The organism is Leptotrichia sp. oral taxon 215 str. W9775 (assembly GCF_000469505.1).
Lineage (GTDB): Bacteria > Fusobacteriota > Fusobacteriia > Fusobacteriales > Leptotrichiaceae > Leptotrichia_A.
In genome coordinates this window covers 25486-43776 of the sequence record NZ_KI272837.1, presented here as the reverse complement: position 1 = coordinate 43776, position 18291 = coordinate 25486, and the positions used below count along the sequence as shown (strand labels likewise).

The 18291-nt window shown below is 29.5% G+C and carries 16 protein-coding genes, 1 tRNA gene and 1 pseudogene; 2 read left to right on the top strand and 16 right to left on the bottom strand.

The window, feature by feature from the left end:
* From HMPREF1984_RS03615 to HMPREF1984_RS03570, 10 genes are all read right to left on the bottom strand, one after another.
* The coding region (locus HMPREF1984_RS03615) for an AAA family ATPase (protein WP_021766541.1) at positions 1 to 532 on the bottom strand (532 nt) is incomplete at its 3' end.
* Positions 533 to 723: 191 nt separating this feature from the next.
* Positions 724 to 2241: a PTS transporter subunit EIIC gene (locus tag HMPREF1984_RS03610; RefSeq protein WP_021766540.1), complete on the bottom strand. Its 1518-nt coding sequence runs from the start codon at positions 2239 to 2241 to the stop codon at positions 724 to 726.
* Between the two features lie 41 nt (positions 2242 to 2282).
* Positions 2283 to 2501, bottom strand: a complete 219-nt coding sequence (locus HMPREF1984_RS03605; RefSeq protein ID WP_021766539.1) for a zinc ribbon domain-containing protein — start codon at positions 2499 to 2501, stop codon at positions 2283 to 2285.
* A gap of 44 nt (positions 2502 to 2545) precedes the next feature.
* On the bottom strand, positions 2546 to 4321 hold the full coding sequence (gene aspS, locus HMPREF1984_RS03600) for an aspartate--tRNA ligase (protein ID WP_021766538.1): 1776 nt from the start codon (positions 4319 to 4321) through the stop codon (positions 2546 to 2548).
* 27 nt (positions 4322 to 4348) lie between these two features.
* On the bottom strand, positions 4349 to 5380 hold the full coding sequence (locus tag HMPREF1984_RS10880) for a macro domain-containing protein (protein WP_021766537.1): 1032 nt from the start codon (positions 5378 to 5380) through the stop codon (positions 4349 to 4351).
* Positions 5381 to 5391: 11 nt separating this feature from the next.
* Positions 5392 to 6006: a DarT ssDNA thymidine ADP-ribosyltransferase family protein gene (locus HMPREF1984_RS03590; RefSeq protein ID WP_021766536.1), complete on the bottom strand. Its 615-nt coding sequence runs from the start codon at positions 6004 to 6006 to the stop codon at positions 5392 to 5394.
* 49 nt (positions 6007 to 6055) lie between these two features.
* Positions 6056 to 7291: a histidine--tRNA ligase gene (gene hisS / locus HMPREF1984_RS03585; protein ID WP_021766535.1), complete on the bottom strand. Its 1236-nt coding sequence runs from the start codon at positions 7289 to 7291 to the stop codon at positions 6056 to 6058.
* A gap of 1 nt (position 7292) precedes the next feature.
* Positions 7293 to 7973, bottom strand: coding sequence for a dTMP kinase (locus tag HMPREF1984_RS03580; RefSeq protein ID WP_021766534.1), 681 nt, complete (start codon positions 7971 to 7973; stop codon positions 7293 to 7295).
* A gap of 30 nt (positions 7974 to 8003) precedes the next feature.
* Positions 8004 to 8288: a hypothetical protein gene (locus HMPREF1984_RS03575; protein WP_021766533.1), complete on the bottom strand. Its 285-nt coding sequence runs from the start codon at positions 8286 to 8288 to the stop codon at positions 8004 to 8006.
* 22 nt (positions 8289 to 8310) lie between these two features.
* On the bottom strand, positions 8311 to 8502 hold the full coding sequence (locus tag HMPREF1984_RS03570) for a hypothetical protein (RefSeq protein ID WP_021766532.1): 192 nt from the start codon (positions 8500 to 8502) through the stop codon (positions 8311 to 8313).
* Positions 8503 to 8848: 346 nt separating this feature from the next.
* Here HMPREF1984_RS03570 and HMPREF1984_RS11135 point away from each other — a divergent pair.
* Positions 8849 to 9191 (top strand): annotated as a pseudogene (locus HMPREF1984_RS11135) (ribonuclease HII); the annotation flags it as partial.
* A 37-nt stretch (positions 9192 to 9228) separates the two neighbouring features.
* Positions 9229 to 12849, top strand: coding sequence for a hypothetical protein (locus tag HMPREF1984_RS03560; RefSeq protein WP_021766530.1), 3621 nt, complete (start codon positions 9229 to 9231; stop codon positions 12847 to 12849).
* 197 nt (positions 12850 to 13046) lie between these two features.
* On the opposite strand, the gene HMPREF1984_RS03555 is transcribed toward HMPREF1984_RS03560, so the two are convergent.
* The 6 genes from HMPREF1984_RS03555 to HMPREF1984_RS03530 form a co-directional block, all read right to left on the bottom strand.
* Positions 13047 to 13121, bottom strand: a tRNA-Cys gene (locus tag HMPREF1984_RS03555).
* Between the two features lie 332 nt (positions 13122 to 13453).
* Positions 13454 to 13969 carry a flavodoxin family protein gene (locus tag HMPREF1984_RS03550; RefSeq protein WP_021766529.1) on the bottom strand — a complete coding sequence of 172 codons (516 nt, stop codon included), beginning with the start codon at positions 13967 to 13969 and terminating at the stop codon, positions 13454 to 13456.
* Entirely contained in the window at positions 13914 to 16037 is a 2124-nt protein-coding gene (locus HMPREF1984_RS11130) for a radical SAM protein (protein ID WP_198011750.1), read from the bottom strand. The genes HMPREF1984_RS03550 and HMPREF1984_RS11130 overlap by 56 nt, the downstream gene beginning before the upstream one ends.
* Positions 16038 to 16095: 58 nt before the next feature.
* Positions 16096 to 16386 carry a DUF2470 domain-containing protein gene (locus HMPREF1984_RS03540; RefSeq protein ID WP_036099630.1) on the bottom strand — a complete coding sequence of 97 codons (291 nt, stop codon included), beginning with the start codon at positions 16384 to 16386 and terminating at the stop codon, positions 16096 to 16098.
* A gap of 55 nt (positions 16387 to 16441) precedes the next feature.
* Positions 16442 to 17362 (bottom strand): TonB family protein, encoded by a 921-nt coding sequence (locus HMPREF1984_RS03535; protein ID WP_021766526.1) that lies wholly within the window; start codon positions 17360 to 17362, stop codon positions 16442 to 16444.
* Positions 17363 to 17393: 31 nt separating this feature from the next.
* The gene (locus HMPREF1984_RS03530; protein ID WP_021766525.1) at positions 17394 to 18287 is read right to left on the bottom strand and encodes an ABC transporter substrate-binding protein; all 894 of its coding nucleotides are present in this window, start codon (positions 18285 to 18287) and stop codon (positions 17394 to 17396) included.
* Positions 18288 to 18291 lie beyond the last annotated feature (4 nt).

Genomic DNA, 18291 nt, shown 5'->3' with positions numbered 1-18291 from the left:
CATATTCATCAATTAAAATTATTACTTTTTCTCCATAATACTTATAAAGGCTATCTGACAAAAATTTTAAAGACATTATGTAGTCTGCATCTTCTTTTTCATAAAGCACTTTTTCAAATTTTCTTTTATCCCATTCATTCATTTTTTCTCTAATATACTCAAATTCAGCATATAAATCAAAAATAAATAACTTCAATCTTTTTAAACATTCTTCCCAAGTATCTCCCTTTAAATCCTTCAGTGAAATGAAAATTACAGGATATTTACCCTGTTCACTCATATATTCACTATTATATATTTTCAAATTTTCAAAAAGTTTTTTATTTTCCTCTTTATTTTTTACATCAAAAAAATATTTAATCATTGACATATTCAATGTTTTTCCAAAACGTCGAGGTCTTGTAAAAATGGTTACAGGAGCCCTGTTTATTAATAATTCCTCTATCAGCTGGGTTTTATCTACGTAGTAATAATCTTCCCTTACTATTCTTTCAAAGTCTTCAATCCCCACAGGAACAGCTTTCTTTCTCATAAAATTCACTCCCTCTTTTATTTTCCTATAAATAATTTCAATATATGTTAATTATATCATAATCTAAGATTTAAAATAAAGCTATTTAAATGTTCTGTTTTGAAGATATCCATTGGATTTCTCACTTTTCTTTTTCCATTTAAAAGTTTTTCTAAAACAATAGGGGGAATATTCCCCCCGTCATTGTTTTTCTACTTTCCATACACTTCATTTATTCTTTTTTCATTTATTCCAAAAAAGTAGGTCAGTATAAATCCTCCCAGATATGCCCCCATCATTGCGGCGATAAAAAAGAAGTGAGTTCCTTTTGCAACTGTTAAAAATCCAAAGAATCCCAATATACTTGCTTTTTCTGTACTCAGGTTAAAAAATGCGGCCAGAGCTCCTCCAGCTCCTGCCCCTATACATGCCATAATAAATGGCCGTATCAAAGGCAATGTCACTGTATATATAAGAGGTTCTGTCACTCCAAGTATACTGACCGGAAGAACTCCTCTTATTATTTTTTTCATTTTTCTATTTTTGGTTTTAATAAATATTGCAAATGCCGCACCTATCTGTCCTCCTGATGCCATCATAAGAATCGGTAAAATATAGTTCAATCCTCTTGTAGGCCCTTCAGGATCATTTAATATGCTGTTTATTGAAATAAGTGCTCCCTGCAAACCAACCAGCGATAAAGGAAAATACAAAACAGACAGCACAAGTCCTCCCAAAATTTCCTTCTGTTCAAACAAGACATTTAGACTTCCATATATCTGTTTTATTAATAGTCCTCCAAATGGCTGTGTAATAAAAATAACCACAAATGCTGAAATAATTAATGTCAGCAAAGGAACAAAAAAATCCTTCAATATTCCAGGTATTATTCTTCGTAGCCCTCTTTCTACAAAAGCTGCTGTTATTCCCGCAACTAAAGCAATCAGTAAACCACCTATCTCAGGGAAATAAGGCTTATTGCTGAAGGGAAGTATTATCGGTAATCTGTTAACCATTCCCAGTAAAGGCATAGCTGAATTACCGACAAACAGCAGCCCTATAACTCCTCCTAAAATCTTATTTCCTTTAAATTCCTTTGTGGCATTCATACATACGAAAACTGGAAGATATGCGTATGCCATCCAGCCTATTGTCTTTAAAACCTGATACCACCATGTGTCTATAAAGATTTTCCCCTCAGGCAGAACATCAGCTATATTTGTAACTCCCTGTATAAATCCTGCCGCAACAAGTACAGGAAGTAAAGGAAGGAATATATTCAGAATTTTTCTCAGAAATCTGGAAAATGGACTTATTTTCTTAAGTTCTTCCAGTTCCCTCCTCTTTTCCTCCTTAATTTTTTCCTTTTCAATTTTTTCAATCTTCTGGGAAATTTCAGAGCTTATTTTCTGTATTTCCTGCGATTCCTTCTGCTCCCTGCTTCTTTCCCTTTCCTCTTCTGTTACTTCATTCAATTTTGTTCTTGTTATTTTAGAAAGCTCTTCTCCTATAAGATTTACTCTGTCCGCCCTGAAAAGTATCTTAATTATATTTCCTTCTTCAGCAGAAACCCCAAGAGCTTCCCCTATTTCCATAAAATTGGTTATTTCAACTTTATTAAGCTTTTTCAGTTTTATAATAAGTTCTGTCTTATAGACGGAATTTGACACTATATTTCTCTTTCCGCCTGAAAGCTCCACTATCCGCCTTGCTATATCAATATTATCCATTTTTGCTCCTCTTTTTTTATATTTTAAAAAGTGTCAGCAGTCTATTTCCCTTCAGGAACTTTATATGCCTGACTGCAAATAGGACATTGTAAATATTCATGTTTCCCACTTATAGGAAATACAGGTATAAAAAACAATGTGAACCATGTTCTATGTTGCATAAACTGCCATTCGGAAGTATTATGGCATCTCTCACAATAATAAGAACCAACTGTTCCAAGATTTTTATACATTGTTTTGCTTCCAAAAATAATTATCATATTTCCTCCTATATTTCTAAGTTATTTATCTCTAACCATAAATTCTATTTTTCTATTTCCAGCAGTTTCAGTCTCAAGTCTTCTTCAAGTACTTTTTCTTCAACTCCTGCAGGTGCCCCTGTCATAAGATCCTGTCCTTTATTTGTTTTAGGGAATGGTATTACTTCCTTAATGGAAGATTCCTTCAGCATTGCCATAAGCCATCTGTCTATACCAAATGCAAGTCCCCCATGAGGTGGCACCCCATATTTCAGCACTTCAAGGAAGAATCCAAATTTTTCCTGCTGTTCTTCTTTCCCAAGTCCAAGTTTTTCAAATACCTTCTCCTGTAATTCCTCATCATGAATTCTTATGCTTCCACCACCGATTTCATAACCATTTAATACCATATCATAGGAATCTGTCTTTATTTTTTCCAATTCATCTGTATCCAGATATTTTCTATCTTCAGCCTTTATGGAAGTAAACGGATGATGCTGTGCTTTATATCTGTTTTCTTCTTCACTCCATTCAAACATTGGAAAATCCACTACCCATAAAAATTTAAATGCATCTTTATCTATCAGACCTAAATCTTCTCCAAGTTTCAATCTCAATGCTCCCAGCCCGTCATGCACAGTTTTATAGCTGTCTGCCAGAATCAGTGCAATTTCATTATTTTTTATACCAAGTTTTTCAATAATCTTTTTCATTGTCTCTTCACTGAAAAATTTAGCTATCGGTGAGTTTATTTCTCCTTTTTCATCTATTTTTATATAAGCCAGACCTTTTGCCTTAAAGTAGGTTTTTACATAATCTTCCAGATCCTTTATATGCTTTCTTGAAAATTTTTCTCCTTCAGGTGCCACTATAGCTTTTACTTTCCCACCTTCTTTTACTGCATTTTCAAATACTGAAAATCCTGCATTTGCTGTTTCTTCAGACAAATCAATAAGCTTCATATCAAATCTCAGGTCAGGTTTATCAGAACCGTAGTTATTCATTGCATCATCATAGGACATTCTTTCAAATTTTTCTGTTATTTCATGACCTGTCACATCCTTGAACACTCTTTTTGCCAGTTCTTCCATTGCAGTTATTACATCTTCCTGCTCCACAAAAGACATTTCAACATCAAGCTGAGTAAATTCAGGCTGTCTGTCTGCCCTCAAATCCTCATCCCTGAAACATTTTGCAAGCTGGTAGTATTTATCAATTCCTGCAACCATCAGAATCTGTTTAAACAGCTGAGGTGACTGAGGCAATGCATAAAAATCCCCTTTATTTGTTCTGCTTGGAACTACAAAGTCTCTTGCTCCTTCAGGTGTAGCCTTTGCCAGTATTGGAGTATCTACATCAAGAAATCCGTTTTCATTCATAAATTTTCTTATTGAGAAAAGCATGTCGTTTCTCTTTATTATGTTATTCAGCATTTTTGGTCTTCTTATATCAAGGTATCTGTAAGTAAGTCTTATATTCTCATTCAGATTCCCTGTTTCATCTATTTCAAACGGAAGCTGCTTTGCCTGACTCAGAATTTCTATTTCCTTAGGCTGTACTTCTATATCTCCTGTAGGAATATTAGGATTTTTGCTGCTTCTTTCCACAACAGTTCCTTTTACTTTTATTACCCATTCATTTTTATATTTTTTTACTTTCTCAAGCATTTCTTTTCCTGAAACTTCTTCATTTACAAATATCTGTGTAACTCCGTATCTATCCCTCAAATCAATAAATACAAAATGCCCTTTATCCCTTATCTTGGAAATCCATCCCGATAGTACTACTTCTTCTCCAACATTTTCAATTCTCAGTTCATTCAGTTTATAATTTCTATACATTTTTAAAATTCCTTTCCTATGTTTACTTTAATTAATAAAATATTTATTAAAAATATCTCTTTTTAAAATTTCTTCTTTCTCCAAAAAGCAAAACATTTCTTCTATATCTTCCTGTGAATATTTCTTTTCTTTTCTTTTATTCCAATTTTTAAGTTTTTCATAACCTTCTTCAATTGTTATACTACTACTTTCATTTTTTAAGATAAAAATAATAGTTGCCAGTAATTCTATTTTATCTTCTATTTTTTTCTTTTCTTCTGAAGATATTAAATAAAAATCTTTCATATTGATATATAATCTAATTGCTTTTTTTATATTATTCTTTTCTTCCTGTAAGCTGTCAGTTATTTTACTTTTTAATAATTCTTTTTCAAGTTCAGAAAGTTTTTTATTATTTATTTTAGTGTACTCTTTCAATTTTTGATATTGTATATTTATTAATTTTGAAAATGGTCCTTTCAGATCTTTTCTAAATTTAAAATAATTTTTTTTATCTCCTAAGTAAATTAATTTCTGCAATACTAAATCAGTAATTTCATTCTTTAACTTCATTTCCTTACACTTAATAAGAGTATATGCTATTAAATAATGACCTTTATTTAGCTCTGTTTCTTCCAGAGTAGGTTCATAAACAATAATATTAACATCTTTTGAAACTTTCTCATCAAATTTTTCAATTTCCTTTTTAACATTATTCCAGTCTAATTTACCATTTCCTGCTCCAATTGGTGGAAGAGATACACTTTCTATTTCTAATTTTTTTAGCAGTTCCTCCAGTTTTTTTAAACCTATTTCAATGTATTCTATTTTTGAATTTTCTCTCCAACTCCTTTTTGTTGGAAAATTGATAATTATTTTATTTTTTTCTTCAGTATATATTAAATCTTTTCCAATATCAATTTTTTTTTCTAAACAGGCTTGCTTATACTTTTCAAAATTATCTGGATATTTTTTTTTAAATTGATAAGCCAAACCTTTTCCCATAACTCCTTCTATATTAACTGGATTTATTAAAGCCTGTGTTTCACTTTCAAATATATTTCCCCTTCTAATTTCCATATTAGCCTCCTTTATGAAAAAATAGATGAGTTAACTATAACATCAATTTTTTTATTTCCTATGCAATTTTCTATTTTATTTTTTATTTCATCCGAATACACATATATCTTCCATTTGTTATCTAAATAAAGAATACCTTTCACTAAAATTTCTGACATTAAAAATTCCTTTACACGTTGATTACTATAATCAAAATTGTATTCATTTTTTAATTTTCTTTCTTCTTTTTTGAATTTTTTTATAAATTTTTCTTCATTATTAGTAATATATTCGCATTTATAATTTGAAACTGGATGATAAAGCTGATATACAATTTCCTTAAATAATAAATTTTCTGTTTTACAAGATAAAATAATCATATTTTTATTTCCTTCTTTTTTACAAACTGCATAATTATAAGGTATTCTATACTTTTTATGTAGTTCATTAATATGAAATGGAATATAATTATTTAAATTTTTTATTTTATTATTATCATTATTTGACTGATATTTTCCTCTCTTATTGACTATTTCATCATTAGCAGTATTTCTAAATTCATTTTGATTCAGTTCATTTCTAGGTTTCAATCCTTTTTCTAATATACTTCCCAAATTTTCTATATGTGTCAAGTGGTGTATCCACATAAAATCCCCCCCTTTTTATGATTTTCAGGTATACCAACTTTTATTAATTCTATTTAACTATTTCTATCACTTCATCAAGGGAATACTTTTCCTGCTCCCCTGTACTGAATTTTTTCAATGTGACAACATTTTCCTTCTGCTCATCTTCCCCTAAAATCAGCACATATTCCGCATTGATTTTATTTGCTTTTTTCATCTGGGCTCCAAAACTTTTTGGATTATAGTCAAAACTTGCTTTAATGTCATTTTTTCTTAATTCTTCCAGAGTTTTTATAAAATATTCCTTCGTATCATCAAAATATACTACATATACTCCATTTTCCTTATTTTCAACAAGTTTTTCATCCATAAGCATTGCTATTCTTTCCATTCCTGCCGCAAATCCTATTGCAGGTATTTTCACATTATCAAGAATTTCAAGAAGTCTGTCATATCTTCCACCTGCAAGAACAGTCGCCTGAGCTCCAAGTTTATCAGATTTTATCTCAAATACAGTATCTGAATAGTAGTCCAGTCCCCTTACAAGTTTAGAATTTTCAACATATTTTATATTCAGCAGTTCAAGATATTTTTTTGTATCTTCAAAATACTTTTTACTTTCTTCATCCAGATAATCATACAGTTTCGGAGCATCCTTAAATTGTTCCTGATCTCCCTTATCTTTGGAATCTAATGCCCTCAAAGGATTTTTCTCATATCTTTTTTTTGAATCTTCACTTAGTTTATCAAGCCTTTCAGCCATGAAAGCCTTCAAATCCTCAATATATTTTTTTCTTGATTCTATATTTCCAAGACTGTTTATTTCAACTGTCAATCCTGTTATTCCCAGTTTTTCCAGAAATTCACATCCCATTCTTATTATTTCTGCATCAAGATAAGGACTTCTTATTCCAAATATTTCTGCTCCAACTTGATGAAATTCCCTGTATCTTCCCTTCTGAGGCGCTTCGTATCTATACATAGGCCCGTTATAGAACCATTTTACAATTGGATCTGATTTGTGCAGACCGGCCTCAAGATAGGCTCTTACAACTCCCGCTGTTCCTTCTGGACGCATTGACACGCTTCTGTTTCCTTTATCCTTAAATTCATACATTTCTTTTGACACCACATCTGTTTCATCTCCGACACTTCTTCTAAAAAGCTCAGTTTCCTCAAGGATTGGAGTTATTATTCTCTCAAATCCATATTTTGAAAAAACCTTTTTTGCTGTATCAACTATAAAATCATATTTTCTAACATCATCAGAATGTCTATCCTTCATTCCCTTTAAAACACTTATCATATTATATCCCTTTCTCCAGAATAATTTCCATCATTCTGCCATTTATTTCTTCAATACTTCTCAGTTTATCATTTTCCACACAGTCCACAATATTCCATTTATATTTCATAGCCAGTTCCTTTGCTATGTTATAGGCATTCCTTAAATATTCTGCATCCTGCTCATGTATATCTTTTACTTTTTCACCTGTTATCTTATTTCTTCTGTCCTTCATAAGTTTCTGACTGACATCAAAAGGTATATCCAGAAAAAATACTAAATCAGGCTCTGGAATTCCTATTTTATTCCATTCCAGATCCACCAGCCAGTCAAGATATTTTTCCCTCTCTTCCCTGTCCTTAATTTTAGACGCCTGATGAATCATATTGGAAATTGTGTATCTGTCACTCAGTACAACACCTCCATTGTTATAGAATTCTTCCCATTCCATCTTAAATGAAGCAAATCTGTCTACTGAAAACAGAACTGAAGCCGCATAGGCATTCACACTGTCAGCCTTCTCCCCAAACTCTCCTGCAAGATACATTTTTACAGGCTCAGAAGCTTTGCTTTCATAATTTGGAAAAGATATCTTCTTTACTTTTTCCCTACCCTTTATTTCACACAATTTTTCATATAAAAGTCCTGTCTGTGTCTGTTTTCCGCTACCGTCAGTACCTTCTATAATTATAAGTCTTCCCATTTTTATCCTACCTGTTTTCTTTTATTTTTATTACTTTTCTTCGAAATAGAAATGATTTACCAGTGCAGCTAATAAATCAGGTCTTGTAATTGAATTAAGAAATATCTGTTCGACTATTCTGTCATTTAAGTCAGAAATTATGAGATTTCTATATTTATTTATAAAAATCCTGTTTTCTGAACAACTGTAAATCTTATCTTCTATTTTTATATAATTTTTTGTCAAAAGTATTTCACATTTTTTTAAAGAAGTATATATTTTTTCAGAATTCTCCGGAATAATTTTTTCAAAAACCGCTCCTATAAGTGGAAGCATTGAAGCAATTCCAGTTATAAGTTCAAGTATTTCCTGATTTTTCTTTTTCCCTGCTTGTCATAAAACCGTCTTCATAAAGATAAACAGTTGGTTTTTCTATAAAAACTACTAAATTAAAAATAAAAATTATAGTACATAATATAAACATCAGTAAAGTAGCTTCAGGAATAGGTGTCTGTTCAGAATTTTTATCAGAAAGGCTTAAAAAATACACAATGATTCCACCTATTCCAATTATACCTACCCAAATGGCTAAAATTAAATCATATGATAATTTCCTTGTAAGCAGAACTGCTTTCAGTTTTTCTGTATTTATGCTATTTTTTCTTATAATTTCTCTACTTTTTTGTTAGGATTTCCCATGTATTAAATTTCTCTCTAGAAACTTTATCAATTTATATTTTACCAAACTTTTCAATTTTTTTCTATAAAAAAATGCCAAAACTGAATTTAAAGCATGTTATGAATTTTTTTATTGCTATTGTTTTTTATTTAGAATATAATAACATTAGTATATAAATCAGAAAAGTTAAGAATTTGATGAGAGTAAATATTTTTATAAAACATTTCTTGCAATGAGATGTACAATTCTTCAAACAGTTACAAAATAAGCTTTTGATATAGTTTTAGTTGATGGCAACTATTTAATCAGAGAATATCAAGAAGAGCGGATGTTTATTGTTAAAAGGAGACAGAAAATCGTTAGCTATTGCGACAGCTTCGATTGTGGCAAAGGTTACAAGGGATAGAATGCTTTGTGAAATAGCAAAAGAATTTCCTGAGTATGAATTTGAGAAACATAAAGGATATGGGACTAAGAAACATAGGGAGATTTTACTTGAAAAAGGGGCTTGTAGGTATCATAGGAAGACGTTTTTGAAGAAGATATTGGATGGAAGTTAGTTAATAAAAATATAATTTAATAAAGAAGGTAAAAAGTATGGGAAACAAAATAAAACATTTATTAGAAGGATTTAAGTATCAAGAAATAGCAACAATATATTGTATATTAAAATATATTAATGAAAAAGATTTGGAAATATATATAGAAAAACAAAATGAAGAAGATGCTCAGATTATTTTAGACAAGAATCACATAATAGATTTACAGTCTAAAAATAAAATTGGAAAACAAATAACTATAGAAGAATTTTGTAAATGGTTAAGTAACTTTGAAGGCAATAAATTAGATATTCACTTATTAAAAAAATTAGTTGAAGGTAAAAATAGAAAAATAATTTTTATGACTTCAGGAAGATGTAAAGATGATACTTATATTTTTACCGATAAAGGTAAAAAAAATTTAACAAAAAAAGAATTAACAAAAATTAAAGAAAAACTAAAAAAAGTGAAAGCAGACGGAGTGAAATTAAAAGAAGAAAGAGAAAAATTTCAGAGAGAGTATATTGAGAATTTAGAAGATAATAATTTGAAAGAAGCACTAAGTAGAGTGGAAATACAAGAAAATTTTGACAAAGAGAAATTAAAAGATGAAATAACTAAACTTTTTCAAAAGAATTTTCATATTCCTGAAAATAGTATAAATTTAATTGTAGATGAAATGAAAAAGTTAATGTTTGAAAATATGGGAACTGACAATTCAATTACAGAAGAAATAATTAAAATAATTGATAAGTATAGAACGAATAAATATTTTCAAAGGCCAAAATACTATATAGAACGAGTAGAAAAACGTAGATGTATAGATATATTAGAAGAAAATAAAGTCCTACTTTTGACTGGTGTTACATATTGTGGAAAAACCAAGTTAGCAGAAGAGATTGCTCAAGAATATCGTCAAGATAAAAATTATGAAATAATTGATTCAAATGAAGAAATTTTTTCTTTTGGTATTAATGACAGAAAAATACAAAATAAGTTATTAATATTAAAGGATCCATTCGGTAATGTAGAAGTTTCTACAAATAAGAATAATATTTTATCAAAATTTCGAGAATTAGTAAACGAAGTTAGTAAAATGAATAACAGAAAGTTAATAGTTACAACTCGTAAAGATATTTTGTTTGAAACAATGAAAAAAAATAAAATAGAAGATTGTAAAATTAATAAATATGAATGGATTGATTTGACAAATAAAAATAGCGATGAAGTAAAGAAATTATGGAAATTACACACTAATAATTCAATAGAAATGGAAGAGATGTATAATAAAATTTCAAGAGAACTAAATAAAAAGGAAAAAAATTTGCAATTTGGACATATTACAAATATTTTTAATAGTATAGAAAAAGAAGAATTAAAAGAAAAATCTCTAGAAGAAATTGTTAAAATGGCAATGATTGATTCTGAAACAATTGCAGGAATAATAAGAGAAAGAGGAGATTTAGCAATAGAATTTTTTATTAAATTAGGAATGATTTGTAATACTAATAAATCCATTTCAAAAAAAAGATTAAAAAATATTTTGAACACTAAAAATGATATTAAAAATTATGAAAAAAAATTAAAAAAATTTTTAAATTTAGAAAGTAATATTAATGATGAATGGGATAGTGAATATCAAAAAGAGTTTGATTATTTAAAAAAAAGAGGATTGATAAAAGAAGATTACAATGGTGAACTAACTTTTACACACCCAATATATCATTATGCAAGTTATATGTTACTTGAAGAAGAATATAGGGAAACGAGAGAAAAAAAGGAATTATTAATAGTTAAAATAGAAAAGCTTTTATATTTTCCGTTTTCAGATATGAATCTTTGTACATTAGATTTTATTGAAAAATTATATAAAAAAACTTTAGATGAGGAGTTAAAAAGTATTATTTTAAACGGATTAGATGATATTTTTCCAAGTGTAAAGGCAGAAGTGGTAACTTTTTTTAGTAATAATTTTGAAATTTTGTCAAAATTATCAGAAGAAGAGCAGTATGATTTTATATATAAGATTTCTGTTAATAGACAAATTAGATGGAATAAAGGGATAGCATATTATGATTTAAATACAAGAGAAGAATTTGAAAAGTATTTTAATTGGAATATTTCCCAATCAAATAATATTAATAGTAAAAATTTAAATGATAATCTTTCTTCTGAAGAAATATTTGGTTTGATAAATGAACCACAAGCAAGTTTAGAAATTTTAGAAAAAGGTCTAGAATATGACGAAATTTTTATTCGTAGTATTGCAATTGGGAAAATTTTTGAAAGATATGCTTATAATTTAAATGAAATTGATAAATATTTAGTTAATTATGAACATCCTGATTATATTTTTAGTATACTTATAAATGCAGTTGTAATTTGGGATAAATATACTCTTGAATTTAAAAATAAAATTAGAAGTTTAATTTTAAAAAATTTATCAAACATAGTTTTAGTATTAAGAATACGTTATTTTTTATCAGATTATTCATTAAAAATTTCAGAAACAGAAGAAGATTTAAAGAAAAAAATGTGGGAAAGATGGTTTGGAATTTTAAAATTTTATTTTGACAATTGTTCTTTTGAATATGCAACTATGAATAATATTACTTTAACAAAGGATGCAATTTTTTCATTAGATTATATAACAGAAGAAAAGAAAGTTATTGAATTTGCAGAAAAATGGCTTGTTTGGTTAGAGCAGTTTGAAATCCCCAATACTGAAGAGTTTTATGATTTTTTAGAGGAATCAAAGAAATTTGCAGAACCATATAAACATCATTTTTGGGTTATGATTTATTTATTAGAAGGAATAGAAAAGAAGGACGAGTGTAGAAAAGAACTATTTCAAAAAATTTTAAAAACAGAGTCCACATTTATACTAACTGTAAGTATTTGGATAGCTGTTAATAGATGGAATGATTTATATGATGATGAAAAAAATATGATATTAAATTTATTAAAAAGCGATAGGAATGATGTGAAATGGATAAAAGCAATTTCATTAAATATAGATAATATTCCAAATGAAATACAAAAAGAAGTATTAGGAATAGAAATAAATCAGAATATACCTGAAATTGTAGATAAGTTAATAGAAGAGAATATTTTAGAAGAATGTTTAAATATATATTGCGGTTACTCACAACCTTTATATTGGATGGGATATCATCATCAAAATTCTGAATTATGGGATGAAGTTATTTTGGAAGTTTTAAAAAGAAATGAATTGAAAAAGCCATATGATATTTCATTAAGAGAATTTATTAATTGGATAAATGAAGATAAGAGGGAAGATGTAGAAGGCCTTTTAAGAATTTATGATTTAGAAATATATAAAAATATAGAAAAAAGGGAAAAAATTTTTGAAGAATTATTACAATTAATAGTTACAAATAAAATTAATATAATATTTTTTATAGGAAGAGAATTATGGAATAAATTTTTTCAATATTTAAAAAAAGAAGTTGTTCAGGAATATGATTTTTTCATAAAAAAAATCGCTGAAAAAATAGAAATTATAGAAAAAAATTATGAAATTGAAGAGATATTTGAAAGAGATGTAGCTTTAGATATTTTTAAAAAGATAGAGTTAGATAAAAAAGATTATGATACGAACAAATTTGAGAATAAAAACGATAAAAAAATTTATAAATTAGAAAATTGGAATAGTTAAAAAATTAATGGCTCTTTGCCGAGAGTATGGGTGAAAAAAGTTCGATAACCTTAAGAGATTCCAAGCTGAATAAGCTTTTTAAGGTTGTCGATGTACTGTACCCCCAATCTTGTGTCCAACTTTTTGGGGTCAGTACATTTTTTATAATATTATTAAATAAAAAATACTAATCAAATGTTAGTATCCTCAAAAAAATATGGAGGCGACAACCAGATTCGAACTGGTGTACAAGGTTTTGCAGACCTCTGCCTAAGCCCCTCGACCATGTCGCCAAAATTACTTTAAAAGTATACCACTAATATTTGAAATTGTCAACTAGAAAAATTTTCATTCTTCTAAATTCATAAATTTTTAAGAAAAAAGGTTACCATAAAAGAAAATATATATGAAAAATATATTTATTCATTTACTAGAATTTCACTTATATAAAATAGTCATTTATTAAGGAAAAGTCAAAAACTCGTCTAAAGACTCGAACAGATGACTTTTTCTAAATTCATTTCCTGCTTTGCATTGTGAAATTATAGAAAACTCATAAATATAATTTTTCATATTATTCTCAAATTTTTATTTTAAATCAGCCTTTTTATTTAAAATTTAGTAATTACAATCCTGCAAATATTTTCTTCGCATTTTCAATATCAGTTTCATCAGGGTGTTTTGCAGCTTCTGCCCATCTTTTTTCAGTTTCAGGAGTTGCAGCATGATGACCTGTAAGGATCCCTTCTTTAGTCATTTTTCTAAATTTCTCAATCAGCTGCGGAGAAACAGCACCTTGGCAAATAAATTCCCTTTCAACTTTGTTCCCATTGGATTCAAGAAATTCCCGCACTGCAGTCATACATTTTTTTGCATGCTCAGAATCAGATTTTGCTCCAAGTGTTCCAAATGCCGACACTGATTTGTTTCTTATTTTTGACATAAAGGCTTTCATTTTTTCATCAGCATCACCTTTGTCAACCCAGTATCCAACTATTATTTTATCATAATCATCAGGATTTATTTTATCTGAATCTTTTACATTTAATAATTCCTTATCTCCTTCAATTACTGAAAATATTGCATTAGCTATTTTTTCTGTATTTCCCGTCAATGTGGAAAATATTACCAGCTTTTTCATTTCTGTTTCCTCCCAGACATTTTTTCAAAATAACACTACTTATATTATTTCCCCAGAAAATCCCTTCTGTTGTGAGTTCCGTGTGTGTATCATATACTTTCATATATCCCTTGGCTTCAAAATTTTTAAATAATTTATAAAGCCCTTCAAATACTTCTTCTGAAACATATTTTTTCAAGTCTGTAAAATATACTTTGGGATATTGAAATAATCCACTTATTCTTTTAAATCTATTTTCCTCTTCTGTATTTTCTGACAGCATATAAAATGCCTTTTCATTATTTATCCTGAAAATATCAGTATCGGCAATCTTTCCACCGGCTCCGACTCCTATTGGCAGTATGTCGGCTCCTTTATGTGTAAATCTTATATAATTATACCTGTCTTTTCCTTTTCTGACAACTTTTGTATGTTCCATTACTTCATATTCTCCTGTTGCCAGCAATGTTTCAAGGAAAGCATGGTGAAGTTTTCTGTCGGTTTCCAGCTGATAATTCAGTTCAAATGTATTTTCCTTTATATCTTTTGACATTTTTGAACCTTCATGAATCATAAGTGAATAGAAACTTGTACTGTCTATTTCCAAATCAGTTACAATTTTTGCATCCTCCATAACTTCTTCCACAGTTTCTTCAGGATAGTTGTATATAATATCTGTACAGACCATTCCACTGAAGTTTTCCTTTAGCTCCTTAAGCCTTCTTATTGCTTCTTCCTTAGTAAATGTCCTATTCAGCATATTTCTTCCCTTTTCAGCAAATGACTGTATCCCTACACTTAATCTGTTTACTCCGTATTTTTCCAGAATTTTTATTTTATTCAAATTCAGATTATGTAAGGTCGTTTCAAGGGTAAATTCACAATCATCTGACAGATTATAGTTTTCATGTATGCTTTTAAATATTTTTTCAAGCTGATGTTCCTTCAATATTGTAGGAGTTCCTCCACCAAAAAAGACTACTTTTATTTCCTTACTTTTCATATACGGAGTTTTTCCATACTTTTCAAATTCTGATACAAGAAAATTTGTGTAATCTTCCAGATCATTATCTAATTTTTTCCTATTAAGATTACAGAAGGAACATATTTTATCACAATAAGGAACGTGTACATATATTACTCCTTCCTTTTCTTTGGCAGGATTTTCCAACAGCTTGAAAAGTTCAGTTTCTGTTATCATTTTTTTATTTTTTCTAAAATGATTTGAAACTAGCCCACTTGAATCTGCATGGGATTTAAACCTTTTTGTAAAATTCCCTTTTTCTTCATCCTCAGTTATATTCTCATCCTGTTTTTCACTGGGATGTCCTACAGCTCCAAGCTGTACTTCTGTAACTTTTCTATCTTCACTTATGTCAAAGGCTGTTCTTGGTCCATTTATATACCTTCCGTTCAAAAACTTTACCTTCAGAAGATGAAAGACAGGTATATTTCTAGTCATCTGAATTGCCATATCCACCTTCTGAAAGTTATCTAAAATTTCTTCATACCCTTTACCTTTTTCCACAAACTCTGTTTCTGCTTTATATGTAAGCCTTTTTCTCATTGAAATCATAACTGCAGAAGACTCATCCTCTATAAACAGGAGAGTCACCTTTCCATTATTTTTCAAGCTTGTAAAATATTCTTCCGTTTCATTGATAAAAATATAGTTATCCCCCTGATATCTGAAAAATGGTGCATAACCCACAATAGGATTTCCTTCCGGAGATACTGTCCCTAATATAACAGAACTAAAATTATCAATAAATCCACTTATTTCAAGCTTATTTCTTTCTTCTTCAGAATGCCCCTTTTCCTTAAATTTTTCAGGTGTATCAACATTCAGAGTTTTTCTTGCTATTTTAGCCATTTTTATCATTTCAAGATGAATATTTTTTAATTCTGTCCTTTGGGTAAATTTTATGCTGACTGTTTCATTTCCATTGACAAGAAGGGTCATTTCTTCTTCATTTACATCTGTAAGCTTTGCTTCTGTTACATCATCCCTCTTGCAGAAATGCTTAACATACAATGGCAGTATATCTTTATGATCGTTATTCATATGATCTAAAATTTTATTCAACATCTTTTTTCTCTCCTGTTTTTTAACCGCTCCTGGATGTATTTTCCCACTCCAGATACTGCTATTTTTCTTCTGCATGTTTACAGGGAACTTCTCTCGGTATTCCCAATGCTTCTCTTGCCATTTTAGCCATTTTTACAAGTTCCATATGTAACTCTTCAAGCTTTGTTTTTTTAGTAAGTTTTACTTTTACTTCTTCACTTCCATTCACTTTTAAAGTCATTTCCTCTTCATTTACATCCAGCAGCTCCGCTTCCTTAACTTCTTCCCCCCTGTTATTGAAGTGACGTACATATAGCGGAAGTACATCCTTATGTTCATGGTTCATATGTTCTAAAATTTCTTTCATCATTATTTTTTCCTCCATTTTCTGTTTTTATTGTATTTTTTATTTTTTAAATATCCAATTATTTCAATTCAAATTTAAACGGCTTTGATATTGTACATTTTAATGTGTCAGGATTTTTTATATTTACTTTTATTCTGCTTGCCGCACTTTTTGCATCCTGTTGAAATACTCCACTTCCTCCTGAAGCTGAAATTACACTGACTGAACCGCTGCTATTGAAACGTAGTTTTACCATAACTACAACAACCCCTTTATTCCCAAGTCTTTGTGCAGCAACAGGATATTTCAGGTTTGGATTATATGATACTGTAAAATCTTTTCCTTCATTACATACATCTGTATTTTTACCTTCCCCACTACCTGTCCCTGTTCCTCGGCCTCCACCTGAACCTCCTCCAGAGCCACCTGAAGTTTTTCCAGTTTCTGAGCTTCCGTGACCATTTCCACTACCGGCATTTGTATGGTGTCCGCTTCCTTCTCCTGAATGACCTGCACCTGCCGTACTTCCACTTGCCAAAGCTGAACTTTTTGCATTTCCTGATGTATTTCCGCTACTTTGTACAGCTTTCCCAGTATTTCCTGAAGGCTGAACCGCTGATAGAGAGGAACCTTGTGAAACTGGTGGTTTATTATCAGACTTTGAAGCTTTTGGCTGTTCTGTCTTATTTTGCGAAACTGGTGATACAGTATCAACCTTTTGATTATTTTGGCTGTTAACTGTATTTATTTTTTCCTGTGGCTGAGAAACTGGACTTGTCTGTTGAATTCCTGTATTATCATTACCTTTAGCAGAAATTCCCGCTCCGTCGCTTTTCTGCCCTGCTCCTTGGGAAGTATCATTAAATATATTTTCATTTAAATTTACAGTTACTGTTTCATCCTGTTCCTTCCCTTTTCCTCCGCCACCGGAAGTATAGTAAACTACCGGAATAAAAAGAGCTATTATATTTAAAATTATTGAAATTATATAAAATTTCATTTTTTCCCCTTCTTTACAACTTTTAAAAAATTTATTTCGTCTTTTGATAAACGTCAGCTATATAATCTATCATTCTAGGCGATCCCCTTAATATCTGACCTGTTTCCAAAACAACGAATTTACTATTTTTTATTGCATTGATGTCCTTTATCTGAGGATTTGCCTTCACTATTTCCTGAGGATTCTTTACAAATGTCAGAATTATATCAGGATTTTCTTTTATTATGTATTCCGGTGTCAAAGTAGGACTCATTCCTTCCATTCCCGCCGCAATATTTTTAATTTTCAGCATTTCCATAATATCATTAGGCAATGTTCCTTTACCAAAAACTCTCATTGGTGTAGGTGCCAGTATAAATAAACCTTTTTGCTCATCTTTGACCATTTTTTTAATTTCTTCTATTTTCTGTCTTTTTTCAGCAATTATTTTTTCCGCCTCTTCTTCTTTTCCAAGAATTTTTGCTATTTTCTGAAAATTCTTAAATATATCCTCTATTGAGTTTGCCTGTACTTTTATAACTTCAATATTATTAGAATTTAAATTTTTATCAATGGCATCTGATGAATGAAAAGCTGTAATTACTAAATCCGGTTTCAATGCTATTATTTTTTCCAGCGACGGATTTATAAATGTTCCGACACTTTCAAGTTTTTCTGTTTTTTCTTCAGGCCAGATTTTAGAATTTTCCAGTCTGGCAATTCCTACAAGTTTATCTTCACCTCCAAGAAGATATACCATTTCAATAACTGCCGGATCAAGAACAACTATTCTGTCATATTTTTTCCCACTTTTATCATTTACTTTGGTTTCAGTATTTGCATTGGCTTTTTCATTTTCCTTTTTACCGCATGAAAAAACTGCAAATAGTAAGACTAAAATAAATAAACTATATTTTGCCAATTTTCCTATTTTAATATTTTTCATTGCT